Here is a 25,758-nt window from a genome sequence, read left to right on the forward strand (position 1 = left end):
TTCAAAACAACAAAACACGGACATCATTTTTTTGATGTCCGTGCTACGGGTATTGTTTATCGTTAACCGATGGTCAATGTTACGCTTCCATTCACTAATATCCCGGGTTTTGCTCCAACTCGGTGTTCAGGGAAATTTGAGACGCAGGGATTGGATAAATAAAGAAATTTTCGCTTGTTAGCGTGCTATATTTCTCCAATGCAAGTTTTGTACGGCAATAATCAAACCATGTCTCTCCTTCGAACAGCAGTTCTCTTTCCTTTTCCTCTTGTACGAACCGTACGAAGGCATTCACGCTCGCGAAGTCGGCTTTTGTCTTGGTGATACCCGCCCGTTTCAAGACCTCATTGAGCGAGTTGAATGCTTCATCCGTTACGCTATTACTCGTCCGTGCCTGTGCTTCGGCATGGATTAGTAGTATCTCTGCCAAACGGATGACCGGCACGTTTTGGCTGGGGGGATTTGCGTTGGGATATTTGCCGATGTAGTAACGATCACGTGATCCCTTCACAACGGAAAAGTCACGGCGTTTGTCGCCATCTTGGAATAGCTGAGCGATACGTTCGTCCTTTGCATAAAATAGCATACTTGCGTTGTCGTTGGCTACTGAAGCCAAGGGGTTCGTGGTCTGGTCGTCAAATTGTAATTCGAAAATAGATTCGGATGCGTTCTCCGTTTCCCAAATACTGCTGAAGTCAGTTGCTAGCGAAAAGTTGCCGCCTTCGATGACCACTTTGGCGGTGGAGGCCGCCTTGCTATAGTCGCCCGTTCGCGCCGCATCGTACAGGTATACTTTGGCCAATAAGGCTTCGGCCGCCGCTTTGGTTGCGCGCCCTTTTGTTGCTTCCACGCTTTCCAACGTTTCAGGCAATGCAGCTGCTGCTTCTGTCAGATCTTTGATGAGCTGCGGATAAATAACTTCGGGTGTGGCTTGTGGGATGGCTACGTTTTCTTCTTCTGTGGTTGGTGTTAACTTCAAGGGCACAGATCCAAATGCCCGTACGAGAAAGAAGTAACTAAGCGCACGTACAAATTTCGCTTCTCCGACAAACTGGTTCCGCTTCTCGTCCGTGATGCTCCCTTCAGGCATAGCGGGCACCTTCTCAATAATATTGTTGGCCGCGTTGATCGTGTTATAGGTGCCTTGCCACACATTCGCAGTCCACGGATTGATCGGGGTTACCTCGTGCGTTTTGAAATTTTCATATTCTGGATATATAGATGCGTGTGATACATGATTGGCCGAAAATTCAGGTACAATGACCGTTGTCTGCCCATAGCTGAATGAGCTGGTCATGGTTCGATACATGCCGATAGCAGCCGCATTCGCATTGGTCTCGGAACTGAAATAATTGTCGTTAGTCACTTGATGTAACGGCTCCCGGTCTAAAAAGCTAGTACAAGATGTTCCTGCATAGACTAAAAATCCGATAACCGTTAATTTATATAATTTATTCATGAGTCGTTATTGATTAAAATGATAAATTAAGTCCGGCTGTAAATATTCGGGGTTGTGGATAGCTTCCGTAGTCGTAACCGTAAATCAGCCCGGTATTGGCACCTCCATGGCTCGAGCTCACCTCGGGGTCGAAGCCCCTGTAATTCGTAAAAACATATGCATTCTGCACAGTGACGTATGCCCGGAGTCTACTGACCTTCATTTTATCCGTCAGCGACTTAGGCAGCGAATATCCTACCGTAATATTTCGTAGGCGGAAGAAGGAACCATCTTGTACGAATCGATCCGAAATAGCGCCGTTGTCTAAGCTGCCGGGTGTCGGGCGCGGCATATCGGCGATATCGCCCGGTTGGCGCCAACGGTCGACCCAATCAATGAACCCGTTGGAGCTGGCGTTATAGCCTTCCAATCCGGAAGCGAGATTGTAGTTGAAAATATCGTTTCCGTAAGAGAACTGTCCCATGATGCTTAAGTCGAAATTTTTGTACTGAAAGGTGTTGGTGATCCCTCCGAAGAAGTCCGGGTTAGGATCGCCAATGATTTGGCGGTCTTCCTGATCCGTAGGAGCGGTCGGTTCGCCGTCTTTACTTTCGTAGTCAATAACTCCGGTTTCTGGATTAACGCCAATCATTTTCCATCCGAAGAAAGTACCCAAAGGTAGCCCGGCCTGTGCGATATTCAGCTCGCCAACTCCTCCGAGGATGCGGGGCACCCCCGTGGGTAGAGCCAATACTTTATTGCGGTTGAAAGTCATGTTCAGCGATGTTGTCCATTTGAATTCGCCCACTAAATTTTGTGTTGTAAGTTCAAATTCGAAACCTTTGTTTTCAATATCCCCCGAGTTGGTGAACCGATTCACGTATCCTGAATTGGTTAGAATGGGAACCCCGATCAGTAGGTCCGAGGTTTTCTTGTGGTAGTAGTCGGCCAACAAGGAAATGCGGTTATTGAAGAGACCTACATCAATTCCGATATCTGTCTGTTTTGTCGTTTCCCATTTTAAATTTTTATCCCCTAAGACCGATGGAACAAAGCCCGGCGACCCCAAGTAATTCGCTCCTCCGGCGTAAAGGGAGTAACTTGCATAGTTGCCGATATTTTGATTCCCCGTGATACCCCAGCTGGCCCGGAGTTTCAGATTGCTGATAGCTGGTAGAGCCTTGATGAAATCCTCTTCTGAAAGACGCCAGGCAGCAGCAAATGATGGAAATGTTGCCCATCTGTTGTCGGTGCCGAATCGGGAAGATCCATCAGAACGAAGGTTTGCTGTTACGATATATTTCTTTTTAAAATCATAGTTTACCCGGGCAAACCCAGAAGCAATTGCCCATTCCTCTGGGTAGGAGTCTGCTCCTGTGATGACCCCACCCGAATTGATGTATTCTATGTCGTTGGAGGGGAAATTTGAACGCTGGGCATGAACAAACTCTAAACGGGATTCTTGTACGGAGAAACCTCCCAAGGCATTTATATGGTGATCACCTAAATTTTTGTCATAGGTCAATGTTGTTTCGTTGATCCATAGTTGATCTCTTGTATTTCTGCGGGCACCGATACCGCCTTGACTCGCAAAGGAGCGAATGCCGTTTGGTGGCATAAAAAATGTTTCATCGATGAAGCTTATATCTGTCCCGAAACTAGTTTTTAACGTCAGGGCAGGTACGAATTGGTACTCTGCGCTAACGTTTGCCAAGACGCGCCAAGTCTGTGCATTGTTTACAGGAAGCTCGAGCATAGCGACCGGATTTTCTTTGGAAAGGCTTACCTGATCATAAACGTAGTTTCCATTGGCATCATACACCGGTAGGTTGGGAGCCATAAAGAATCCCGACTTTGTTGGCCCCTCTTTCGAGTTCTCCTCCTGTACGCGGTCATTTTCTGCCCGAGTCACGTTGATGGCCGTCGCGAAACGCAGTTTTTCGTTGTGCTGGTGATTGAGATTAATTCGTCCGCTAATTCGGTTAAAGTCCGAATTACGCAAAATACCACCCTGTTGCATATAGCCTAACGATGTGTAATACTGTGTTTTGTCGCTGCCTCCACTTGCCGCTAATTCATAGCTGCGTGTCGACGCTTTACGGAATATGGCGTCCTGCCAATCGGTATTAATCGTCGGATTGGCCAAAATTTGGTCGGGAATGGTGGCGTTTGGATCGTCTTGCTGCTTGAATTTGTAATAGTCCCGCATGTAATCCTGATACTGTTCGGTGTTCATCATTTTGTACTTCCGCTCGGTGGGCATCTCGGAAAAGCCTTCGTACATATTGAAGTGAAACTGACTTGTACCGGCTTCTCCTTTTTTTGTGGTGATTAAGACCACGCCATTAGCAGCCCGCGCACCATATATGGATGATGAAGCAGCATCTTTCAACACTTCGACCGATTGTACATCAGAGGGATTGAGTGACGACAGAACATTGATACCCTGCGTACCGCCGCCGAAGTTGAAATTTGATCCTCCGGTAAAGTTGGTGGTACTGTTTACGGGGATTCCATCGACTACGTAGAGTGGATCTGAACTAGCATTGATGGATGTCGTCCCACGTACACGTATGCTTAAGCCACCACCTGGAGAACCTGATTTTTGGGAGACCTGTACACCACCGGCCTTGCCTTGTATGGCTTGCGGGATACTTGGGAGGACTTCATTTTCAATCTGGTCGGATCCGATACTTGATACAGAACTCGCTAGGGTAGCCCTTTCCATAGTGCCGTAACCGACAGCAACGACCTCAACGGATTGGATGGTCTTCGTTTCTTTGCTTAGCAGTACGTCAACAGAAGACCTGTTATTTACGGCTTCTTCATGCTCTTTGTAGCCGACAGCACTGAATACCAGTGTAACGGTCGGGTCGGCTGCTATGGTAAATTTTCCTTGATCGTCTGTGGCTGAAGTGATGGCTTGCCCCTTGACGGATATCGTTGCACCGGCGACTGGGCCGTTCTCATCGGTCACTGTGCCTTGTATTCCTTGTTGCGCCGCGTTGGTCTTGGCGTTAGAGTCGGTAGGAGCCGTACGTGGTGCTGTAGCAGTGGCCGTTTTCGTAGAGTCTGTCAATGGTACCGGTGCCATCGCACGTTGCGTTGAGTCTGACCGTGTGTTGAGGGGGCGTGAAGCATCCGTCCGGGTCGAGTCTACTTGCGAAGAGTCTACTTGGACACTGGCTACCTGCGCTGAATCCGTTGTGGCAACTTTTAGGACGACATGAACTTCGCTTCGGTTGTTAACGGCCTCTTCGTGTCTGGCGAAGTCGGTTTTGTTGAAGAGCAGAACCGCGTCTGGTTTCGACCGGAGTTCAAATAGACCCTGATCGTTAGAGACGACATTGTCGGATTCTCCCTTGATACTGATAATAACGCCAGATAGCGGAGTTCCTTGTACATCTTTCACAGATCCGGTAACTGTGTTCACCGAATCTTGCGTGAAAGGCGAGCCAGACCAAAACTGATGTTGATGCTGTGCAGCAATCGACGAGGGTGGATAAATGGTGTGCACATGGTGGCGTAAAGACTTATTATTTTCTGCGCTGTGGGGTGATGAAAAAGAAGGGATAGGGCTGAAAAATAATAATGGAATAGCATAAATAGAATGTTTCATTCGTAGCGTAAGATTTAAGTTTAAATACATTTCCATCAGTCCGAACAAAGAATTGCGGATGGTCGTTCATAAGTTTTGTGCAATTTTTTTGTTACAAACTACCATTGGTAACGTTCCTTTTACATAAATTAGTGTGTTAATTCAATAAAAAAAGTATATTATACAGGCGAAAGCCTTAATCAATATGGCGGAATAGGCAACTAAATTTGAGATATGACTTACGACGAATTTTTATTTTCTGTGAAAAATGAAGATACATTGCCGGATGGGCTAAACGTACACCTGCAAGCGCTCTGGTACGATGGAAAAGGAAATTGGCAACGTGCACATGATCTTATCGACGAATTGACGGATGTAACGTCTGCTCACGTGCACGCTTATCTCCATCGGGTAGAAGGAGATGGTTGGAATGCTCGGTACTGGTATGGCCGGGCCAAACAGGTACCGTTTGAAGGTTCATTAGAGGCGGAATGGGATGCGTTGGTCAAGCGGCTCGTCGGGATGTGATAAAAATAGTCATGCGGTTTTGTATGGAAGTAAGTTAATTAGCGTTTCTGATTTTCCTCCTTGGGCGCCGGCTCCATACGTTTCTTGCGTTCATTCCAGATCCATAATTTTCGCCAAAATTCGGAGAGTGTGTTGAATTCCTGGCGGTAAACAAGGCCTACGGCGCTGATATAGTCGCTATACGGAGTGAATAGAAAATTCCGCGTATTCAGCCGATTGTACGCCCGGATAACGAGATTGCCATCCTGCCGTAAGCGGAAGGTCACCTCGGCATCGGTGGCTACCTGATCTGAAAAAAGCGTCAGATCATTGACTTGACTTCTACTTCGGTCGCTAACTCCCCCTGTCAAGATGAGCCGGTCATCGAAGAACCGAAGCGATGCTGTTGCGTCATTGAAAGAGCGTATGTTTAAATCGAGAAAATTCATGTTCAATGATTGCGAAATGATGCTGTTCAATTGATTGAAAGCGATTTCGGTTCCTGCCGATAATAAGGTGTTATTCACCTCCCTGCCAAACTCTTGGGTCGATGCAGGTGTGAAACTTCTGCGGACAATCAAACTTATCGCTTGCTGGTTTATGTTATTGCCATCGCTGAGATAACCTTGCAGCTCGTCTTTTACGTAGGGGTCTTGGGGGAAATTAAGATCAAATGATACTTCAGGTTGTGAAAGTGTTCCTTTCAAGATCATATCTGCTTGTGCCAAGATACGGTCGTTATTTTCAGATCTCCCTGCCGCATTGTATAGAGGAGCTATCGACGTGCGTTGTTGATACGTTGCACTTAAATTGATGACGGCTTCGGCAGGATTTCCCGCCCATCGAATGGTGCCACCTTCTTTGAGCTCAAAGAACTTGTTGAAAAAGTCCTGTGCTGTAAAATGAAATTTTCCGGAAGAGATGTGATAATCTCCGAACATCTCGAAGTCACCGAGGCTGGAGATTCGCATGGATATGTTGCCGGTTCCGACACTGGTCAAGGATCCAATATTATTTTCTAAATTGATTTCGGCGTCGGGCGTCAACGCCAGATCCATGTTCATGGCTAACCCTTTGAAAAGCCGTTTGCTCGTCGGTTTTTCATGCTGGGAGGAATCTAGGTGTACGAAATAAAAAAAGTCATTGTCGCCGACTTTCAGCGATGTATTGAAAGGTAGTGTAATCGCCGTGTTTGGATTAGAACGGGCGTTAATGTCCATGTTGATGGCTGTTGTGGGACCTTTGAACCGGAAGATGCCCGACGCATAGGCTTTGCCGAAGAACAGCTCATTGTCTTTGCGGTTGGTATTTAGTATCTGAAAATTTTCGGCGGTGACCTGAACGTCCAACGTAGGATCGCTGAGCTTATTTAAATCAATATGTCCGTTAGCCGTAGCCAATGCTTGGTGTGTATCCGCAAACTTGAAATCGCTTAAATAAATCCGATTGTCTTGTATGATGGCTTGTTGTTGAGCTACGGTATACTTGGTTTGTAAATAATTCACGATAAATGACGCTTCCGTTAGCTGTGTGTTGCCAGAGAGGACAGGATGCTGCACGGAGCCATGAATGGTGATGTCACCACTCATTTTGCCGTATAAGTTAGAGACAAGCCCGCGGAGGAAAGGATAGGCAATGCCCAAATCTATATCATTGGCTTTTCCTTTGAGCTGGAGCGCATCGTTTTCTGCGCGTACATCATATGTCCCCGCTAGATCGACGCCCTTTCCATCCACATCTAACAACTTTGCATCCAAATCGATCAACCCTGACTGGGGATCAAAATCTGCGTTAACGCGTAGGTTTCCAATGGGAAGATTGTTATAAATAATAGGTGTTGTGGTGATGTGCGCCGATACGTTTGGAGAGCGGAAAACGGAGTGGATGCGGAGATCTCCGCTCAGGTGGCCTTGCAACTGAATGCCTAACGGTTTGGTAACGCCCGATAGGGAAGCAAGACTAAAATCCTTAAACGCGATATCCAAATTGTCGTTGGTGTTCGATAGAATACCATTTAAACTGACCTGCTGCCTATCTCGGGTGAGAAGTAGATTGTTCAGATAGAATTTCCCTTTGGACACTCGTAAGTCGGCATCTTGATTAATGGTCCAATGCTCTTCATTCAGCACAATTTCTGATTTATCGAACTGGATGTAAGCAGGTTTGTTATATGCAAAGTGTATATTGCCGTTGAGATTTAGGTAGTTGGGGCGATTGGTCTCCGACATGGCAATCTGAAACATGAGGCTGTCGTTGGCCAATACGTTGTTAATGTGAATTTGGTCGACATAGGCTGAATCCGATATGCTAAAACGGTCTGCCGTAACATCTAACGAAAAGGCGCTGTCGTCCGCATTTTCGGTCAGCGTTAAGTTGGTTAGCTTCATACCCTTGTAAGAGACGGTGGGACTGAATGCTTGAAAGTTTGCTGTGAAATCGTCTGATGAAAAACGAGCTTCCATACGTGCACCGTCCTCGAGCCGAAGATGGGGATCAAACAATGCAGATATCGGTTCGAATGCTTTTACCTGGACTTTTAAATCAAAATTTTGTGGATTGTACGGTTTTTGTTGAATATTGATCGCTGGCGCATAGCGCATAGCCAAAGAACCGAAATAAGCACCAATGGTATTTAAATCAATCTGTCCAGACATGACGCCATCGACGACATCAGATTGAATACGTAATTGTTTTGACTGTTCATCTCCATCGGATCTAAAATCGAGGTAGCCTATGCTAAATTCGCCGCGTGAAGAGCGAAATTGGAGATGTTCTGAAGTAATATGTCCGTTTAATGAATTTAGGGAATTACCATGTACAGAAGCGTGGATATTGGAGTTTGAGAGAACGATGCTATCTTTCGTAAACAGATTCAACTTTTTGAGATCCAAGAGGTCGATGTCGGACGAGAATTGGTAAGACGGGGTATCAATTGTCCAGTTGACCTGCCCGTCAAAACTGAATGAGGCATTTGGATCGTCAACATGACCATTTGCATAAAGCAATTGATTCTTTACCTCGCCTTCGAACTCCATATTGCGGTAGTTGTAATCTTTGAAATTGACATGATGCATGGACCCGTGGGCGGAAAGGTGTAGGTTTTCTTTTGTCGTCCCTCGACCATCAAATTGCAGGGTAAATCCCGTTGCTCCTAAATTCTTTGATTGCAAGAACTCTCCCAACCGGAAGTTATTCGTTGATGCTGTTCCACTATAGTGCAGGATTGGACGGATACTGATTTTACTGTTTGTATGGATCGTACCTAACTGGGTTTCTGCGGCGCCTTCCATTTCGAACTGGTGATAGTAACCTCGGAGTTTGCCGTGATAAATGACTTGACCAAATGCGTGTACTTGCTCCGGAAGGCGAAACGCTTTTTGATGATTTAGTGCCGGTACAAGTTGCTCAATATCTTCGGCGGATGTATGGAGACGCTCGATCGCAAAATCAAATCGGGTGTGTTCAATGATGGGCAAACCATCAATCCGAAAATTGCCCTCCATTTGCGTATGGCTCCCGGTGCTCATCAAGACGTTGCGGACTGCTAAATGCGATACCGTGCCATTAATGGACGCTCGTTCGATAGTTGTAAAGAAACGAACATCCTTCATTGATGGAGCGAAAAATTCAATATCCCGAGAGTCAACCACCGCGTTGTTCAGTGTGCCTTCTATGTTTACCTTGTCGACGAAATCGCCAAAATCGGCAAACTTATCGTAATAAAATACAAGGTAATCGCCCACTTTCGAACGATTTGTCCACAGCAACAAATCGTTGAACTCCATTTTGTGGTTCGAGATATACGAAGTCGCCGTTAGTTCGCGCACGAATAATCCGCTTTGCTCCTTAAAGGTGACTTTTTGAAGATCAATATGTGTTTCTGTCGGAGAATATTGTATGTCATCGAAGCTGCCGGATATGGCCGTCAAGTGAAGTTGGGCGAAGTCGACGCCAGGCTTTCGTTTGGTATATTTGTGGTTAGTCAAACTGAATTGGCTATTTACCAGGATGATCTTGCGTAAATCTAAGGTAATGGCACTTGGTTCTGTTTCCTGTTGATCTTTCCTGGGCGAGAAGTAGTTGATCAGAAACGTTAGGTTGGTACTGTCCTTATAGATGTGGTAATTAAATTGAGCTTCTTCCAACGTAATCTGCTCAATTTGGATCTTCTTGTTTAGTATTTTTGCTAAAGAGAAATGGGCTGTCAAACTTCTGGTTTTCATAACCACCTGACCTTGCCTATCTTCAAGTCCGAAACCTTCCAATTCGAGGGAGCTAAATGGTTTGAAATAAACCCTCGACAAATATATGGTCGTACCCAGTTGCTTACTTAGATAACTCGCAACACGTTTGGAAACGTATGTTTGTACGGGCTCATATTGAAGGGAAAAAACGCCAGCTGCCATCAGCAGCAAGATGCTGAACAGTGTAATAAACGTTATTTTCAGTATTTTTTTGATATTTTTGTGTTCTATTTTAAATGTTGGGCCATGGCTGTTATTCTCGGTATCGAATCTTCTTGTGACGAAACTTCTGCCGCTATCTGTATAGACGGTGAAATTAAGTCAAATATTATCGCTAGTCAAGCAATTCACGCAAATTATGGCGGAGTTGTCCCTGAATTAGCCTCTCGTGCACATCAACAGCATATTATTCCGACAGTAGACCAAGCCGTTCAACATGCAAAAATACATAAAAATGATATAAATGCAGTCGCATTTACCCGAGGCCCCGGACTTTTAGGTTCCCTGTTGGTTGGAACATCATTTGCTAAATCATTTGCACTGGCCCGTCAGATTCCTTTAATGGAAGTTAACCATATGCAAGCGCATATTCTGGCGCATTTTATTGAAGATCCCAAACCCGCTTTTCCATTTTTATGTTTGACGGTATCCGGTGGACATACACAGATCGTGCTGGTGAAAGATTATTTTGAGATGGAATTGCTAGGACAAACCTTGGATGATGCCGCCGGAGAGGCGTTTGACAAAACGGCCAAAATATTAAATTTACCCTATCCCGGAGGACCGCTTATCGATAAGTATGCAAAGGAAGGAAATGCAAATGCATTTAAACTGCCGGAACCGCAAATATCGGACTTGAATTTTAGTTTCTCAGGTTTAAAGACCGCTATACTATATATGGTACAGGGAGAGGAAAAGAAGAATCCGAATTTCTTGTCCGAGCGGATGGCTGATGTATGTGCGTCGGTACAGAGCCGTATCGTTTCTATCTTACTCAACAAAGTGAAGAAAGCTGCCAAAGAAACTGGTGTAAAGCAGGTCGCTATAGCGGGGGGGGTGTCTGCTAACTCGGGTTTGAGGCAAGCGCTCTTGGATATGGGGACGCGGTATGGTTGGGAGGTCTTTATTCCAAAATTTGAATACTGTACGGATAATGCGGCCATGATCGCTATTGCTGGATACCAAAAATACCTTAAAAGTGATTTCGTTGGGCAAGATGTTGCACCATTAGCACGCATGCATGTCTAATCGTGTAAACTGCCGTAATACGTTTTGCTGCTTTAGCCAACTGGACGACCTCAGTATTCTCCTTCTACGTTGGCCTGTCGCGTACTGATCTCGAAATTTTCCTCGTAGTCAAAACGTACAAAGCGCCCGTAAGTATGTGTGTCCAACTTTTGTTTGTTCGCAGATGGCGACGGCTCTGCTTCCCGTGGGCTGGAATTTAATCTAAAGCTGCCGACAAACCTCCTCGTCACCGTCAGGAAGCGGGAATTTGCCACCTATAAATTGATTAACAAAACTTCTTGGACTTTAGGATATAAAAGTAGGAACAATAAGGATTTACTTTTTTGAGCAGCCGACAGCGTCTCTTAGAAAAAGCTTTATGGAAAGTGGGGAGAAACATCATCATTATAGAGAAAAACAATATATAAACCTGTTAATTTTTCAATCATGTGGGATAACAAACTAGATATTTACGAGAGAGAATGGCTAGAGGTTGTGTTCTCTTCCCGGAATCAGTCGTACGGCGCCTATGACCTACGCCGTCGGTCTGCTTCTGCAACAAACAAGGCTTTGATCACCGTTATCTGCATCGTGCTATTGTTGGTGGGATGGAAAGCTGCTTATGACCATATGTCCAAAAATGTGACGCGTAATACGGAACGTGCCATGGATCCGGTAACGATTGACGAATTGGTGGAGCAGGCGCCTCCTGTGGAAGAAGAAGAACCACTACCGGCTGTAGATAAGCCTGTTCAAAAAATTGCACAGGATCCTCCGGCGACGGAATTAATCCGTTTTACTGAACCGGTGGTTACCGATAAAAATAAGGTGACGGAGGATGTGGTTTCCCAAAAGGAACTCAAGGACAAGATGACTGCGCGCATTTCGCTCAAACCCGCACGTGGAGGTTCGTTTATTGCTAAAGGGGAATTTGGCCCGCAAAAAGAACATGGTGCGATGACCGGTAAATTAAATGGGGACACCAATGGGGAAGGAGCGGGGATGAGCATTGTTGATTTTAGGGCGGTCGAAGTCTTGCCTACGCCTGTGGATGGTATGCCGGCGTTTGTCAAATGGGTGGGGCAGATGTATCAGTATCCAAACAGTGCTTTGGAACAAGGGATAAAAGGAAGTGTGCTGGTATCTTTTGTTGTGGAAAGGGATGGGTCGTTGACTGATATGAAGATCGTTCGAGACTTGGGTTTCGGCACGGGAGAGGAGGCTCTTCGGGTATTAAAAAAGGCAAAAAAATGGAAGCCGGGTATACAGAATGGGCGTGAGGTACGGGTTAGTTTTACGCTACCGATCAAACTAAGCACGATATAATCTCTTGAGGTTGGAAGGCTCGGCAATATCGCCGGGCCTTTCTACGGACAAAACACCGACGTGCTATAGTGTTTGTATGAGTTTTCCTAGCCAATGTTTTATGATGGCCGAGACCTCGTACCGCTCTTCGGTAGCGAAACGCAACATAACCGATTCGACGTTAGCGAGCATATCCAAGTATTCGGGGAAATAGCCCTCAATGTCCCGGTAGTCAGAAAGTATATCGATCAAGTAGCAATGTGTGTCATATTCTAAAAATTTTTGCTGATGGTTATGGGAGGCTTCAACCCACTCCACTTCTGTACGAAATCCAGAAAGAATGTGTTTGTCACAGACTTGCTTGTACGTGTGCCGAGTTTGTATGAGTTCACGACGGATCGATTCCTTGGTTGTCATTAAGTCCTCGAATATCGTGGACAGCCTATCCTGAATTTCGACCTCTCTAGATATTATTGTCATGACGAATAATGGTTAAGGGTTCTACTTTGCATTAATAGCCGCGAACATTATAACACTTAAAGATATTCAAATGTTTTTAACAAGTGAAATAAACTGTTGATTTTTTGATAGTTACCTCAGTGTGCTAAAAAAAGCAAGTTCGATAGACAAATCAGCTAGAAAATTCAGAATTTTGGAACATGGGAATAGAGAAAGAAATCAATGGCTTTAAGTTGGAGATTTGCTCCAATTCTTCGTATTCAGCTTTGCAAGCACAGTTGGGCGGGGCAAGTCGTGTTGAACTGTGCCAGAATCTGGAGAATGGAGGAACCACTCCTTCGTACGGTCAGATACGACGCACGCGTGACCTCCTGGATATCGGTATGCACGTGTTGATCCGACCTCGGGGGGGCGATTTTGTTTACGACGCCGACCACTTCGAAGAAATGAAAATGGACGTACAGTTTTGTAGGGAGGCAGGTTGCGACGGTGTTGTTATTGGGATATTAAATACGGACGGATCGGTAGATAAGGCTCGTAATGCAGAGCTAGTGGCTCTAGCGAGACCGATGACAGTCGTGTTTCATCGGGCTTTCGATCGGTGTAACGATCCGAGCGCGGCGTTAGAAGATATCATATCCTTGGGTTTTGATCGGGTGTTGACATCTGGATTACGAAATACGGCGGAAGAAGGTGCTCCGCTGTTGAAAGAGCTGATCGAACAGGCAAACGGGCGAATTGAGGTTATGCCAGGATCAGGTGTAAACGAAGATAATGTATTAAATATTTTGCGTGTTACGGGAGCCCGGTCAATCCATAGTTCTGCAAAGATCACTATGCCCTCAAGCATGACTTACACATCAGATGCTTTAGATGGTATGAACGAAGCGATAATGGAGACTTCGAAGGAAAAGGTAAGGGGTCTGGTTGCACTCATCGGTGGTGGTTAGCAACGTGCGTCATAAAAAAGGGAGAACCAAAGTTCTCCTTTTTTTATATTTCGATTGAACGCTTATTTTGCTTCTGCAGCTAATTTGTTCAAAATTTCGTCGTTTTTAGTAATCTGACTGTGTTTAGGCATCTCGCTTCTTGAACCTAACTCAATATTGCGGCCTAATTTTAAAAACTGTACTTCCACACGTGAAACAGTTTTATTTCTTCTATCTTTTCTTTTTAAACGTGTAACTCCCATTGTTAAATCTTTTTATTGTCAATAAAACGAGGTCGGAAGCGGATTCGAACCGCTGTAGGAGGTTTTGCAGACCTCAGCCTAGCCACTCGGCCATCCGACCCTTTATCCCCGAAGGGAATGCAAAAATAAAATTTACTTTTGATATTTACAAAGCTTCTTCGAAAAAGATTGGTATTTATTTTTAATCGTCTATTCCTACCATATGTTCTACTTGATTTTTTTACTCTTTTTATAAATTAATATATTGTTTATCAGTGTTTTAATGTTATTTTCTTTTATTCGTTGGACTTTTGGTCTGAATGTTGCGTAAGGGTATATAGTTAAATTTAAAAAGAAGAGTATGAAAAAGATTTTACTATCATTAGGTACAGCACTCTTGATGGCTGCTGGTGCACAAGCACAAACAAGCTGGGGATTGAAAGCGGGTGTAAACTTGGGTAAGTACAGTAATCCGTCTGATATCGAGAAAGATTATCAGGTAATGAATCCATCTTTTTATGTAACGGGTTTTGCAGATTTACCGGTTGCGTCCCAATTTTCTATTCAGCCAGGGGTATCTCTACAAGGTAAAGGTAATAAATTTAAGTACGATGGTGATGGACTGGATGGAACTTTCACAACAAACGTCATGTCTATCGAGGTGCCTGTTAACGCTGTATATTGGATCCCAGCTGGCTCAGGAAACGTTTTTTTAGGAGCAGGTCCTTATATTGGTTTTAACATCAGTGGTAAAAACAAAATTAAAGGAAATGTAGGAGATGGTTTTGGAGAAGGTGAAAGTGATATCAATTTTGGTAGTGGTGACGATGAAATGAAAGTTATCGAGGCCGGAGCAAACTTTATGGCGGGGTATAAACTATCCAACGGCTTTTTGATTAATGCTGGATATGGTTTAGGCTTGACGGCGCTTAATAATACTGGCGACAAATTTTCTAACCGTGTATTATCGTTTGGCGTTGGTTTCCAGTTCTAACGAAACGAATTAGATGAAACAGGAAAGGTCGTTATTGCTACGACCTTTTTTACTAGAAAAATGAAAAAGGCTAACGGGTAACGTTAGCCTTTTGTTTTTTCAGTCCTGAAATCTATCACACTTTGATTTCTACTTCAACACCTGAAGGCAATTCAAGTTTCATCAATGCATCAACAGTTTTCGAGTTAGAAGAATAGATATCTAATAATCTCTTGTACGCGCACAATTGGAATTGCTCACGGGCTTTCTTGTTAACGTGTGGTGAACGTAATACCGTATAGATTTTTTTCTCAGTAGGCAATGGAATAGGACCACTAACAACTGCACCTGTAGGTTTTACTGTTTTTACGATTTTTTCAGCTGATTTGTCAACCAAATTGTAGTCGTAAGATTTCAATTTAATTCTGATTCTTTGGCTCATAGTTTATGAAATTATTTAAAAATGACCGCTGATTAGAGCTATTTACAACCAGCGGTCGGTTTATTTTGAGTTCTATTATTATTCAACAGAACCTTTAACTCTACCTTTTGATTTTGCGATTACGTCATCCGCAACGTTACGTGGAGCTTCTGCGTAGTGATCAAATTCCATGGTAGATGTTGCACGACCTGAAGTGATTGTACGTAATTGAGTTACGTAACCGAACATTTCAGAAAGTGGAACCAATGCTTTGATTACTTGTGCACCGTTACGTGAATCCAAACCTTGCATTTGACCACGACGACGGTTTAAGTCACCCATTACATCACCCATGTTTTCTTCTGGAGTCAATACTTCAACTTTCATGATTGGCTCCATCAATACTGGCGAACATTTAGGTAATGCCTCACGGTATGCCATTTTAGCGGCCAATTCGAATGACAATGAATCTGAATCGACTGCGTGGAATGAGCCATCAATCAAACGAACTTTCATGCCAGAAAGAGGGTAACCAGCCAATACACCATTATTCAATGATGCTTCAAATCCTTTTTGAACGGAAGGGATGTATTCTTTTGGAATAGCTCCACCCACAATTTCGTTTACGAATTGAAGTGCTGATTTTGAAGAATCGAAATCTTCGTCTACTGGAGAGATAACAACTTTGATATCCGCAAATTTACCACGACCACCTGATTGTTTTTTGTATACCTCACGGTGCTCAGTAGTACCATTGATAGACTCTTTGTACGCTACTTGAGGAGCACCTTGATTAACCTCAACTTTGAATTCACGTTTCAAACGGTCGATCAAGATCTCTAAGTGAAGCTCACCCATACCAGAGATAACTGTTTGACCAGTTTCTTCGTCAGATTTAACAACGAATGTAGGATCCTCTTCAGCTAATTTACCAAGACCAATACCTAATCTATCCACGTCAGCTTGCGTTTTAGGTTCGATCGCTAAACCAATTACTGGCTCAGGGAAAGTCATTGACTCTAATACGATAGGCGCTTTTTCATCACAAAGTGTATCACCTGTTTTGATGTCTTTGAAACCTACAACAGCACCGATATCACCAGCCTCGATGAAAGGGATAGGGTTTTGTTTGTTTGCGTGCATTTGGAAGATACGAGAGATACGCTCTTTGTTTCCTGAACGCGTGTTCAATACATAAGAACCTGCATCTAACTTACCAGAGTAAGCACGGATGAAACATAAACGACCTACGAATGGGTCAGTCGCAATTTTGAAACCTAAAGCTGCGAAAGGCTCATTAACAGATGGTTTACGCTCGATTTCTTCACCAGTATCCGGGTTAGTACCTTTTACAGCTTCTACATCAAGAGGTGAAGGCAATAATTCCATTACTAGATCCAGCATGGTTTGAACACCTTTGTTTTTGAAAGATGAACCACAAACCATAGGAACGATAGAGTTATCCAATACAGCTGCGCGTAATGCATTTAAGATTTCACGTTCTGTTAATGAATCTGGATCTTCGAAGAATTTCTCCATCAAAGACTCATCGTAACCAGCTACTGCTTCTAGTAATTTCTCACGGTATTCAGCAACCTCCTCTAACATATCTTCAGGAATAGGTACTTCGGTGAAAGTCATACCTTTATCATGTTCGTTCCAAACGATACCACGGTTGTTGATCAAGTCAACTACACCTTTGAAGGTATCTTCAGCACCGATAGGCAATTGTAAAGCAACAGCATCAGAACCCAACATATCTTTTACTTGTTTTACAACTTTTAAGAAGTCGGCTCCTGAACGGTCCATTTTATTTACGAAGCCAATACGGGGTACTTTGTAACCATCAGCTAAACGCCAGTTTGTTTCAGATTGAGGTTCAACACCATCAACTGCTGAAAACAAGAATACCAATCCATCCAATACACGTAACGAACGGTTTACCTCAACCGTGAAATCCACGTGTCCAGGTGTATCGATAACGTTTACTTGATATTTATTGTTCCGATAGTTCCAGAATACAGTTGTTGCAGCAGAAGTGATTGTGATACCACGCTCAGCCTCTTGCTCCATCCAGTCCATTGTTGATGCACCTTCGTGAACCTCACCAATTTTATGGTTTACACCTGAGTAATAAAGAATACGCTCAGTTGTTGTAGTTTTACCAGCATCGATGTGTGCGGCGATACCGATATTTCTAGTGAATTTTAAATCTCTTGCCATAATATATTAAGCAGTGCTTGAAAAGCTTGTTTTAGTGCAATATTGTTTGAAAGAAATAAGTACACCGACTGCGGTATGGGAAAATCCTTTACCGGCAGTCGGTGTCATATTTGATTCGTTGTGTTCAAAATTAGAATCTGAAGTGTGAGAACGCCTTGTTAGCTTCTGCCATCTTGTGCGTATCTTCTTTCTTCTTAACGGCAGCACCTTCACCTTTAGAAGCTGAAATGATTTCTCCTGCTAATTTTTCAAACATGTTTTTCTCACCACGTTTGCGGGCATAAGAAATTAACCATTTCATACCCAAAGCGATTTTACGCTCCGGACGGACTTCCATAGGAACTTGGAAGTTGGCACCACCCACACGACGAGATTTAACCTCTACAGCAGGCATAACGTTATTCAACGCTTTTTTCCACGTCTCTAGACCATTCTCTTGAGTCTTTTGCTCTACTAATTCTACTGCATCGTAAAAAATAGAATATGCTGTAGATTTTTTGCCATCCAACATCATATTGTTTACGAAACGCGTTACCTGAACGTCATTAAACTTTGGATCAGGTAAAATGATTCTCTTTTTTGGTTTTGACTTTCTCATTTTTCTTTCCTCCGTTTAATTATTTCTTTTTACCTTTTGCAGGAGCCGCTGCTGCTTGTCCTGGTTTAGGGCGTTTTGTTCCGTATTTAGAACGACGTTGGTTACGTCCTGCTACTCCTGATGTATCTAATGCACCACGAATGATGTGGTAACGTACACCTGGTAAGTCTTTTACACGACCACCGCGGATTAACACGATTGAGTGCTCTTGTAGGTTGTGACCTTCACCAGGGATGTAGGCATTCACCTCTTTACCGTTTGTTAAACGTACACGAGCTACTTTACGCATTGCTGAGTTTGGTTTTTTAGGGGTAGTAGTGTATACACGAGTACACACGCCTCTTCGCTGTGGACATGAGTCCAACGCTGGAGATTTACTCTTATCTTCCAGAGCTACTCTACCTTTTCTAACTAATTGTTGAATAGTAGGCATTTACCTGTTTTTGTTTTTTAATTCGTTTAAAATTAATTTTTAAGTCCGCAAAGATAAGTAGAAATATCTGAACTGTAAAGAGCTGTGTGTTAATTTTTTTTAATAGTTTCATGTTTGCTGCTGTGGATGGGAACGGTGTCCTAAAAATAGGATGCTATGAGAAGCCATTTGCCGGACGTATAGATCGTGTTGTTATTTTATTGTACCTGTTTACAGGTATTTTGTGTTTTCTCGTTCGTGGTTTGATCGCTTTGGCGTAAATGTTGTTTTTGCGGATGCGAAATAAATAATAGACAAATAATTTAAATCCGTATGAAAACGAAACTAAATCTCGTGCTAGCCCTTGTTGTGGCGATTTTTACGCTAGCGTTTGTTGGCTGTTCAAAAGATGATGATCCTTCCACCGGAGGAAGTATTGATGCCGCTGTTGGTACCTTTAAAGGAACAATACAGATTCCCGGTGAGGATAAGATGTTTGATAAAGTACTTGTCGTGACAAAAGTATCCGACGGGGTCCTGCGTGCAAAAGTTCAGGATGAATCCCTTGGTTTGCCCGTCAAGGAGTTTAGTGTTATAAATAATATGGATATATCGATACAAACTTCAGGAGTATCACCGGAAGGGTCGTTTTTATACGATGTAAAAAACAGAACGCTTCTTTGTCAAGGAGAAGAAACGAATGAAGGTGATATCTTTTATACGTTTGAGGGTTCTAAACAATAAAGTAGAAACAACATCTAGTAGTTTAATGCAGTGGCAGCCTCAGGATAGGCTGCCCTTTTTATTACGTTTTTTTAAAACGGTAGACATTTGCCATCTTGCTTGCTTTGTGATTATGTTCGTATCTTTGCTTAGTAATATAGAAAATTGGGTGTTTGAAATGAATCTTACATTGACAGAGGACAACAAGTTAAAAAAGATTATGATTGTCGGCGATCGCGTTTTGGTGAAGCCGGTAGCTGGTGATGAACGCACCGAAAGTGGTTTATACTTACCTCCAGGTGTACAGGAAAAGGAAAAGGTGCAGCGAGGCTATGTGATGAAGACGGGGCCGGGATATGTGTTGCCCGCAATATCTGATGAGGGAGACGACTGGCGGCCACGGGAAGATCAGGTTAGATACATCCCCTTGCAGGTCCGGGAGGGCGATCTTGTTTTGTTTCAGGCAGGTATGGCTACTGAAATCAACTATTCAGGGGGGAAGTATTACATTATGCCTCATCAGGCTATTTTGATGTTAGAACGGGAAGAGGAAATCTAAGACGGCGTGTATTCAAAAAGTGTGGCTGTCGGAAACGAGAGCCACACTTTTTTTTGCGTCCATACAATTAATAATTTATTAAATGACTTTATGCGGATCTATGTATTTGCTACGATAGGAGCGTAAAGTCGATCTGCCGTTTTTCTAAGTCGACCTTCTTTACTTGGATTTGTACCTCGTCACCAAGCTGATACTTTTTCTTTTTGCGTTGTCCAATGATGGTATAGTTTTTTTCGTCCAACGTATAGAAGTCATCTGTGATGTCGCGGAGGCGAACCATTCCTTCACATTTATTCTGCTCAATTTCTACGTACATTCCCCATTCGGTGACGCCCGACACGATGCCAGTATATTCTACACCAATCTGATCCTGTAGGAATTCTGCTTGTTTGTATTTGATTGACGCGCGTTCGGCCTCCGCCGCTTTCTTTTCCATTTGAGAAGAGTGTTCCGACATTTTCTCATAATGTTCGGCATTGATCTTATGGCCTCCATCCAAATAGAATTGGAGTAACCGATGCACCATGACGTCGGGGTAGCGTCTGATAGGGGAGGTGAAGTGTGTGTAGTAATCAAAGGCCAGTCCGTAATGACTGGTACTCTTTGTAGTATAAATCGCTTTAGCCATGGAGCGCACGGCAAGCGACGTCAACAAGTTCTGTTCTTTGCTGCCTTCGATCTTGGTCATGAGTGCGTTTAGCGACTTGGCGGTCTCTTTGTCGGTTTTGATTGATAATTTGTGTCCAAACCGCGAAGCAAATTGAGAAAAGGTTGTTAGTGTCTCTGGGTTGGGGGTGTCGTGGAATCGATAGACAAAGGTGAGTTTGTTTTTGCCACGTCCTTGTTTACCGATATATTCGGCTACTTTCCGGTTTGCTAGCAACATAAAATCTTCGATCAATTTATGGGCGTCTTTCCGGAGCTTGGTATATACCCCGACCGGTTTTCCATTTTCATCGAGATGAAATTTCACTTCTTCGCTTTCGAAACTAATTGCGCCGTTTTTGAACTTCCGCTCGCGAAGGATGTAAGCGAGTTGATTTAGTTTCAGGATTTCGTCCACGTGGTCGCCTGTTTTTGTTTCGATTACTTCTTGTGCCTCTTCGTAGGTAAAGCGTCTATCTGAATTGATGACAGTGCGGCCGAACCACTGGTTAATGACGTTTGCTTTGTCGTCCATCTCAAAAACGGCGGAAAAACAGAGCTTGTCTTCGTTTGGGCGTAATGAGCAAACGCCGTTTGATAAGCGTTCAGGAAGCATGGGGATCACCCGGTCCACCAAGTAGACGGATGTGCCGCGCTCATAGGCTTCCTTGTCCAGTACGGTGTCAGGAATCACGTAGTGCGACACATCGGCAATATGTACGCCGATTTCGTAGTTCCCATTTTCTAATATCTGGAAAGAGATAGCGTCGTCAAAATCCTTCGCGTCGAATGGGTCGATGGTGAAGGTAAGTATGGGGCGGAAATCTCTTCGTTTTGTGATTTCGTCCTCGCTTATTTTATCTGGAATGGCATTCGCTTCGTCTTCAACTGCTTTGGGGAACGACAAAGGGAATCCAAAGTCTGCCAGGATGGCATTCATTTCGGTGTTGTTTTCTCCTTTTTTACCGAGTATATCCTTGACAGTGCCTATCGGGTTCTTTGCGTTTTTTGGCCATTCTGTAATACTGACGACTACCTTTTCGCCATTTTTTGCGCCGTTCAGGTTATCGAGTGGGATGAAAATGTCATGATTCATTTTCCGATCGTCGGCTAAAAAAAATGCATACGATTTGGAGACATCGATGGTTCCGGTGAAATCCGTCTTTGCACGCTGCACAATTTCCACGACTTCACCCTCGCGTTTGCGTCCACGTTTCCGTTCGTAAACGTGGACCTTGACAATGTCATTGTGTAGGGCTTGTCTTAATTTCCGTGGTGCTATAAAGATATCGTTCTCCAGTTCGTCGTTTGGAATAACGTAGGCAGAACCGTCTGCGGTCATATCGACCTTGCCTGTGATGTAGACGTTGAGTTGGCGAAGCTTAAATTTGCCGCGTTCTATTTGCAGGAATTTGCCTGACTTCGATTCGTCAGAAAGAATATCCGCGATAGCTATTTTAGAGTCGGTATCGGTCAGGTTTAGTTTGGCAGATACTTGCTTGTAATTTAAGGGAACGTTTTTGGATTTTTCAAAAATGTCAACAATCAACTGCGTTAACACTTCCTTGTACGGGTTCTCTTTTTTTTGTTTCATATACCTAAAAGTTACGTTAGCGAGACAGATCTATTTCTGTTGATTCGCGAAAGGGGGAGGAGAGATCACATGCGTTTTCTACATGCGTCTACCGCTCACTACTTGTATAAACTAATATACTAAAAAAATGTTCGTTTAGTGTTGAAGTTTGTCGATACGATGGGATAAATGTTAAATATAATTCGTTTGTTTCGTTTAGCGTTATTAATGTACTGATGATTACTTATTTATTTTATTTTTGCTAAAAATAAAATAAATATAAATGCAATTAAAAGTCTTTAGAAGCAGGTACAGGTCCATTTTGCCTGGATACGTACTTTTGCTAATGTTATCAATATATTTTATTTGTTTATTTTATTTTGTATAATATATTAATATACATTATATTATAATATATAAGGTTAATGTGTTAATTCCTTCTACTTTTTTATTTTAGCTATGTTATTGCAAAAAAAATACGCATTTCACCTTTGAAATGCGTATTCCTGTAACATATTATTTCTCGGCTAATCGGCGTCTTTTTGACAGTGGTCACATAAGCCCACAGCATTTAGCGCAATAGAATGTAACGTAAAATGAGAAGGCAACGGTATTTTAGGGAGACTAATTTCCTGTAGACAATACACACTATTGCATACCGAACAAATGAAATGAACATGCTGATCATGGTGATGATTTTCCGTACAGTCCGAGGTACAAATGGCATAGGTAGCGGTACCGTGTAAATCGAAAATCTTATGGACAATTCCCTTCTCCTCGAAGCTCGATAATATGCGGTATAAGGTTACGCGATCAATCTCTTTACCTACAATCTTTTCTAGGTCAGGCTGGGATATAGCTGCGTTTTTATGCGTTATTTCATTTAAAACACGCAATCTATGTGGCGTTACTTTAAGACCGTTTTGTTTAAGCAACTTGTGAAAGTCCCTGTTTTTTTCTGTCGTTTGAACTGTCATGATAGCTGTAAAATTACACAAAATTTAACATATGTCCGAATGATTATGGTCCTGTTGGCGTCAAGATAGGAGGAGTTTAAAGAAACGCATGGAAAATAAAACGCCTAGCCTTTGATTAGAAGGCTAGGCGTTTTTCCGAAATCGTTTGATTTATTGGCCGGCAGCCTTAGCATGATCGGCAAGGAATTGAGCCAATCCGCTATCTGTTAATGGGTGTTTTAGCAGTGATAATATAGCTGACAGAGGTCCGGTCATGACATCTGCTCCAATCTTTGCACAGCCTAAAATATGAGCACTGTGTCGTACGGAAGCCGCTAAAATCTCGGTTGTGAACCCATAGTTGTCGTATATCAAGCGTATTTCTTCGATAAGACTCAGTCCATCGACGGAGATGTCATCTAAACGGCCGATAAAAGGTGATACATAAGTTGCGCCGGCTTTGGCAGCCAGCAGGGCTTGCCCGGCAGAAAATACTAATGTACAGTTCGTTTTGATACCTTTTTGGCTAAAGTATTTGATGGCTTTCACACCGTCTTTGATCATAGGAACTTTAACGACGATTTTTGGATTTAATGCCGCTAGAGCCTCACCTTCCTTAATCATTCCTTCATAATCGGTTGAGATAACTTCTGCGCTTACGTCGCCGTCTACGATTTCACAAATCGCTTTGTAGTGGTTAAGAACATTTTCTTCGCCGCTGATTCCTTCCTTTGCCATCAGGCTTGGATTAGTTGTTACCCCGTCCAGAACACCGAGGTCTTGAGCTTCTTTGATCTGCGCTAGGTTTGCGGTATCAATAAAAAATTTCATGTTTGATGGGTGATTTATAGTAATTTAAAATATTTTTTAAAACATAACATAGTTATTTCCGTTACAAAAGTAGCTATATTATTTTCAACTTATTAAGTTTGCTTAAAACATTTTTTCTTCTTAATGGATATATTCAGATCGCTTTCCTATCCTAATTTTCGGTTGCAAGTTATCGGACAAGCTATCTCGCTTTTGGGTACTTGGATGCAAAGGGTGGCGATCAGTTGGTTGGTTTATGAGATGACGGGTTCGGTTTTTTGGCTGGGTTTTGTACAGTTTATTTCTTTGCTTCCTTCCTTGCTACTTTCTCCTTTTATTGGTTCGTTCGTGGACCGTCATAAAAAATATAAGCTCGTTTTTGTGACTCAAGTCGGACTGATGATTCAAGCCGGACTACTTACGTTAGTAGTTGGACTACAATGGGAGTCAGTTTTCTTGCTGTCGCTTTTAGGATTTATACAGGGGATTATCAACGCTTTTGACGTGCTCGGGCGGCAATCGCTGCTGGTGTCGTTAGTGGGCAACAAAAAGGATCTTCCTAACGCTATCGCATTAAATTCGTCCATATTCAATGCTGCGCGTATGGTTGGTCCTGCTATTGGAGGCATTTTGTTGACAGCATATGGCGAGTTTGTCTGTTTTGCGATCAATTTCATTAGTTTTATTCCGGTGATTATCTGTTTAATGCTGATGAACGTGGTGGAAGACCGCTCCAAGCTGAATAAAGAAAGTAATTGGACCGGTCTGGTGGAGGGATTTAGCTATTTGCGCAGATCACCGCACATCGCGTCGCTTATCATTGTGCTTAGCTTTTCGAGTTTATTAGTCATCCCGTATACGTCATTGCTACCAGCAGTGGCAAAAGATCTGTTTTCTGGAGATGAGTCGACATTTTCTTGGTTTGAGAGTGCAGCGGGACTGGGCGCGATGATCGGTGCTATTCATATGGCACGAATGAAAACAGGACAAAACTTACGCTACAGGGTGTTACTTGCCGCGCTATTAATGGGGTTGTCACTGGCACTACTTGCTTATGCTCATTTTCTGCCCTCCGCACTGTTATTCACAGCCATGGTTTCTTTTTCTATGATGATGCAAAACTCTTCTATTAATACGTATATTCAAACACATGCTGTTCCTAGTTACCGAGCGCGTGCGATGAGTTACTATGTCATGGCATTCCAAGGGATAGCGCCTTTAGGAACTCTTCTTATTGGTGCCACGGCAGAATATATAGGTATCAAGAATACCCTTTATACCATGGGTGCATTTGGGATCGTGATCTCTGTTTGCTTTTATACCTATCTTCGGTTGCACATCCACCGCAAGTTGTTTAAGTTTTAGAGAGTTATTTACTGTTGATTTTTCTATCTCTAAGGGTCAATGTCTGATTTGCATAGTTGATAACAGCACCATACTTAGAAAATATATCGCCTCCTAATACGCCAATGACAGGATCCAGATTCATCTGTTCATAGGCGAAATTGATCGAACTTAGATCAAGTACCGCAGCTAAAAAATTGTGATGTTGCCAGCTACCAACTTTCAATACGGGAATCTCCAACATGAAGCTTTGCATGGAATTTGTGCCCAAACCGGTGGAAAGAATGTCCGTGTTTTGGAATTTTTCTTCTGGAATTCCCGAATGTAGAAGTGTACTTTTATCTAGGACAGTCTTGGAGGCTCCCGTGTCGATTACCATTTTGAAATCTTGCTCAAATAGATTTACATGAACCAAAAGATGATAGCCATCGCCTTGTAGGTTGAGAATGTCAAACGGTATTTTCTGCATGAGGCAAAGATAATATAAAAAAACATGCAAAAAACACTCGTGTTTTTTGCATGTCTGATATGGAATCCATTATCGGAGATCCCCCGGTGATATATGAGCGGTT

At 43.1% G+C, this 25,758-nt stretch carries 21 protein-coding genes and 1 tRNA gene; 8 read left to right on the top strand and 14 right to left on the bottom strand.

Translation table 11 applies throughout. The features are described from left to right. Positions 1-94 precede the first annotated feature (94 nt). Both ACFSR5_RS00300 and ACFSR5_RS00305 read right to left on the bottom strand, forming a co-directional pair. Positions 95-1,459: a RagB/SusD family nutrient uptake outer membrane protein gene (locus ACFSR5_RS00300; RefSeq protein ID WP_380899512.1), complete on the bottom strand. Its 1,365-nt coding sequence runs from the start codon at positions 1,457-1,459 to the stop codon at positions 95-97. A 13-nt stretch (positions 1,460-1,472) separates the two neighbouring features. Beyond that, the gene (locus tag ACFSR5_RS00305; RefSeq protein ID WP_380899514.1) at positions 1,473-5,057 is read right to left on the bottom strand and encodes a SusC/RagA family TonB-linked outer membrane protein; all 3,585 of its coding nucleotides are present in this window, start codon (positions 5,055-5,057) and stop codon (positions 1,473-1,475) included. A gap of 213 nt (positions 5,058-5,270) precedes the next feature. Here ACFSR5_RS00305 and ACFSR5_RS00310 point away from each other — a divergent pair, with 213 nt between their 5' ends. Continuing rightward, the gene (locus tag ACFSR5_RS00310) at positions 5,271-5,564 is read left to right on the top strand and encodes a hypothetical protein (RefSeq protein WP_380899516.1); all 294 of its coding nucleotides are present in this window, start codon (positions 5,271-5,273) and stop codon (positions 5,562-5,564) included. A 38-nt stretch (positions 5,565-5,602) separates the two neighbouring features. Here the strand turns inward: ACFSR5_RS00310 and ACFSR5_RS00315 are convergent, their stop codons facing one another. Then, complete coding sequence (locus ACFSR5_RS00315; protein WP_380899518.1) at positions 5,603-9,766, bottom strand: translocation/assembly module TamB domain-containing protein; 4,164 nt, start codon at positions 9,764-9,766, stop codon at positions 5,603-5,605. Positions 9,767-10,033: 267 nt separating this feature from the next. Here ACFSR5_RS00315 and tsaD point away from each other — a divergent pair, with 267 nt between their 5' ends. Beyond that, on the top strand, positions 10,034-11,035 hold the full coding sequence (gene tsaD / locus ACFSR5_RS00320) for a tRNA (adenosine(37)-N6)-threonylcarbamoyltransferase complex transferase subunit TsaD (protein ID WP_380899520.1): 1,002 nt from the start codon (positions 10,034-10,036) through the stop codon (positions 11,033-11,035). Between the two features lie 426 nt (positions 11,036-11,461). After that, positions 11,462-12,340, top strand: a complete 879-nt coding sequence (locus ACFSR5_RS00325; protein WP_380899522.1) for an energy transducer TonB — start codon at positions 11,462-11,464, stop codon at positions 12,338-12,340. Between the two features lie 63 nt (positions 12,341-12,403). On the opposite strand, the gene ACFSR5_RS00330 is transcribed toward ACFSR5_RS00325, so the two are convergent. Further along, complete coding sequence (locus ACFSR5_RS00330) at positions 12,404-12,799, bottom strand: hypothetical protein (RefSeq protein WP_380899524.1); 396 nt, start codon at positions 12,797-12,799, stop codon at positions 12,404-12,406. A 179-nt stretch (positions 12,800-12,978) separates the two neighbouring features. Here ACFSR5_RS00330 and ACFSR5_RS00335 point away from each other — a divergent pair, with 179 nt between their 5' ends. Continuing rightward, a complete protein-coding gene (locus ACFSR5_RS00335; protein WP_380899526.1) occupies positions 12,979-13,728 on the top strand; it encodes a copper homeostasis protein CutC in 750 nt (249 codons plus the stop codon). 62 nt (positions 13,729-13,790) lie between these two features. Here the strand turns inward: ACFSR5_RS00335 and ACFSR5_RS00340 are convergent, their stop codons facing one another. Together ACFSR5_RS00340 and ACFSR5_RS00345 are read right to left on the bottom strand one after the other, a co-directional pair. After that, positions 13,791-13,970, bottom strand: coding sequence for a spore protein (locus ACFSR5_RS00340; protein ID WP_380899528.1), 180 nt, complete (start codon positions 13,968-13,970; stop codon positions 13,791-13,793). A 29-nt stretch (positions 13,971-13,999) separates the two neighbouring features. After that, positions 14,000-14,070 (bottom strand) — tRNA-Cys (locus ACFSR5_RS00345). A 240-nt stretch (positions 14,071-14,310) separates the two neighbouring features. On the opposite strand from ACFSR5_RS00345, the gene ACFSR5_RS00350 reads away from it, so the two are divergent. Next, entirely contained in the window at positions 14,311-14,943 is a 633-nt protein-coding gene (locus ACFSR5_RS00350) for a porin family protein (RefSeq protein ID WP_380899530.1), read from the top strand. Positions 14,944-15,058: 115 nt separating this feature from the next. On the opposite strand, the gene rpsJ is transcribed toward ACFSR5_RS00350, so the two are convergent. The 4 genes from rpsJ to rpsL all read right to left on the bottom strand — a co-directional run bounded on the left by rpsJ (position 15,059) and on the right by rpsL (position 18,597). Continuing rightward, positions 15,059-15,364 (bottom strand): 30S ribosomal protein S10, encoded by a 306-nt coding sequence (rpsJ, locus tag ACFSR5_RS00355; RefSeq protein ID WP_002993539.1) that lies wholly within the window; start codon positions 15,362-15,364, stop codon positions 15,059-15,061. Positions 15,365-15,442: 78 nt separating this feature from the next. Then, positions 15,443-17,566, bottom strand: coding sequence for an elongation factor G (gene fusA / locus ACFSR5_RS00360; protein WP_380899532.1), 2,124 nt, complete (start codon positions 17,564-17,566; stop codon positions 15,443-15,445). A 130-nt stretch (positions 17,567-17,696) separates the two neighbouring features. Next, positions 17,697-18,164 carry a 30S ribosomal protein S7 gene (rpsG, locus tag ACFSR5_RS00365; RefSeq protein ID WP_380899534.1) on the bottom strand — a complete coding sequence of 156 codons (468 nt, stop codon included), beginning with the start codon at positions 18,162-18,164 and terminating at the stop codon, positions 17,697-17,699. A 19-nt stretch (positions 18,165-18,183) separates the two neighbouring features. Continuing rightward, positions 18,184-18,597, bottom strand: a complete 414-nt coding sequence (gene rpsL, locus ACFSR5_RS00370; protein WP_079717716.1) for a 30S ribosomal protein S12 — start codon at positions 18,595-18,597, stop codon at positions 18,184-18,186. A gap of 312 nt (positions 18,598-18,909) precedes the next feature. Here rpsL and ACFSR5_RS00375 point away from each other — a divergent pair, with 312 nt between their 5' ends. Both ACFSR5_RS00375 and ACFSR5_RS00380 read left to right on the top strand, forming a co-directional pair. Next, a complete protein-coding gene (locus ACFSR5_RS00375) occupies positions 18,910-19,320 on the top strand; it encodes a hypothetical protein (protein ID WP_380899537.1) in 411 nt (136 codons plus the stop codon). Between the two features lie 157 nt (positions 19,321-19,477). Next, entirely contained in the window at positions 19,478-19,858 is a 381-nt protein-coding gene (locus ACFSR5_RS00380; protein WP_380899539.1) for a co-chaperone GroES, read from the top strand. A 109-nt stretch (positions 19,859-19,967) separates the two neighbouring features. Here the strand turns inward: ACFSR5_RS00380 and rnr are convergent, their stop codons facing one another. From rnr to fsa, 3 genes are all read right to left on the bottom strand, one after another. After that, positions 19,968-22,097, bottom strand: a complete 2,130-nt coding sequence (gene rnr, locus ACFSR5_RS00385) for a ribonuclease R (RefSeq protein WP_380899541.1) — start codon at positions 22,095-22,097, stop codon at positions 19,968-19,970. A 506-nt stretch (positions 22,098-22,603) separates the two neighbouring features. Then, positions 22,604-23,053 carry a Fur family transcriptional regulator gene (locus tag ACFSR5_RS00390; RefSeq protein WP_380899543.1) on the bottom strand — a complete coding sequence of 150 codons (450 nt, stop codon included), beginning with the start codon at positions 23,051-23,053 and terminating at the stop codon, positions 22,604-22,606. Between the two features lie 150 nt (positions 23,054-23,203). Next, positions 23,204-23,863 (bottom strand): fructose-6-phosphate aldolase, encoded by a 660-nt coding sequence (fsa, locus tag ACFSR5_RS00395; RefSeq protein ID WP_380899545.1) that lies wholly within the window; start codon positions 23,861-23,863, stop codon positions 23,204-23,206. A gap of 123 nt (positions 23,864-23,986) precedes the next feature. Between fsa and ACFSR5_RS00400 the strand changes: the two genes are divergently transcribed. Then, a complete protein-coding gene (locus tag ACFSR5_RS00400) occupies positions 23,987-25,207 on the top strand; it encodes an MFS transporter (protein WP_380899547.1) in 1,221 nt (406 codons plus the stop codon). 4 nt (positions 25,208-25,211) lie between these two features. Here ACFSR5_RS00400 and ACFSR5_RS00405 read toward each other — a convergent pair whose 3' ends face one another. After that, positions 25,212-25,655, bottom strand: a complete 444-nt coding sequence (locus ACFSR5_RS00405) for an aspartyl protease family protein (RefSeq protein WP_380899549.1) — start codon at positions 25,653-25,655, stop codon at positions 25,212-25,214. Positions 25,656-25,758 lie beyond the last annotated feature (103 nt).

Origin of the sequence: Sphingobacterium suaedae, from assembly GCF_042684625.1 — a bacterium.
GTDB classification, from domain to species: Bacteria; Bacteroidota; Bacteroidia; order Sphingobacteriales; family Sphingobacteriaceae; genus Sphingobacterium; species Sphingobacterium suaedae.

Excerpts from the sequence above, each read along its gene's own strand:
- ACFSR5_RS00300 (WP_380899512.1), bottom strand. The coding sequence starts at position 1,459 with ATGAATAAATTATATAAATTAACGGTTATCGGATTTTTAGTCTATGCA.
- ACFSR5_RS00305 (WP_380899514.1), bottom strand. The coding sequence starts at position 5,057 with ATGAAACATTCTATTTATGCTATTCCATTATTATTTTTCAGCCCTATC.
- ACFSR5_RS00310 (WP_380899516.1), top strand. The coding sequence starts at position 5,271 with ATGACTTACGACGAATTTTTATTTTCTGTGAAAAATGAAGATACATTG.
- ACFSR5_RS00315 (WP_380899518.1), bottom strand. The coding sequence starts at position 9,766 with ATGAAAACCAGAAGTTTGACAGCCCATTTCTCTTTAGCAAAAATACTA.
- tsaD (WP_380899520.1), top strand. The coding sequence starts at position 10,034 with ATGGCTGTTATTCTCGGTATCGAATCTTCTTGTGACGAAACTTCTGCC.
- ACFSR5_RS00325 (WP_380899522.1), top strand. The coding sequence starts at position 11,462 with ATGTGGGATAACAAACTAGATATTTACGAGAGAGAATGGCTAGAGGTT.
- ACFSR5_RS00330 (WP_380899524.1), bottom strand. The coding sequence starts at position 12,799 with ATGACAATAATATCTAGAGAGGTCGAAATTCAGGATAGGCTGTCCACG.
- ACFSR5_RS00335 (WP_380899526.1), top strand. The coding sequence starts at position 12,979 with ATGGGAATAGAGAAAGAAATCAATGGCTTTAAGTTGGAGATTTGCTCC.
- ACFSR5_RS00340 (WP_380899528.1), bottom strand. The coding sequence starts at position 13,970 with ATGGGAGTTACACGTTTAAAAAGAAAAGATAGAAGAAATAAAACTGTT.
- ACFSR5_RS00350 (WP_380899530.1), top strand. The coding sequence starts at position 14,311 with ATGAAAAAGATTTTACTATCATTAGGTACAGCACTCTTGATGGCTGCT.
- rpsJ (WP_002993539.1), bottom strand. The coding sequence starts at position 15,364 with ATGAGCCAAAGAATCAGAATTAAATTGAAATCTTACGACTACAATTTG.
- fusA (WP_380899532.1), bottom strand. The coding sequence starts at position 17,566 with ATGGCAAGAGATTTAAAATTCACTAGAAATATCGGTATCGCCGCACAC.
- rpsG (WP_380899534.1), bottom strand. The coding sequence starts at position 18,164 with ATGAGAAAGTCAAAACCAAAAAAGAGAATCATTTTACCTGATCCAAAG.
- rpsL (WP_079717716.1), bottom strand. The coding sequence starts at position 18,597 with ATGCCTACTATTCAACAATTAGTTAGAAAAGGTAGAGTAGCTCTGGAA.
- ACFSR5_RS00375 (WP_380899537.1), top strand. The coding sequence starts at position 18,910 with ATGAAAACGAAACTAAATCTCGTGCTAGCCCTTGTTGTGGCGATTTTT.
- ACFSR5_RS00380 (WP_380899539.1), top strand. The coding sequence starts at position 19,478 with ATGAATCTTACATTGACAGAGGACAACAAGTTAAAAAAGATTATGATT.
- rnr (WP_380899541.1), bottom strand. The coding sequence starts at position 22,097 with ATGAAACAAAAAAAAGAGAACCCGTACAAGGAAGTGTTAACGCAGTTG.
- ACFSR5_RS00390 (WP_380899543.1), bottom strand. The coding sequence starts at position 23,053 with ATGACAGTTCAAACGACAGAAAAAAACAGGGACTTTCACAAGTTGCTT.
- fsa (WP_380899545.1), bottom strand. The coding sequence starts at position 23,863 with ATGAAATTTTTTATTGATACCGCAAACCTAGCGCAGATCAAAGAAGCT.
- ACFSR5_RS00400 (WP_380899547.1), top strand. The coding sequence starts at position 23,987 with ATGGATATATTCAGATCGCTTTCCTATCCTAATTTTCGGTTGCAAGTT.
- ACFSR5_RS00405 (WP_380899549.1), bottom strand. The coding sequence starts at position 25,655 with ATGCAGAAAATACCGTTTGACATTCTCAACCTACAAGGCGATGGCTAT.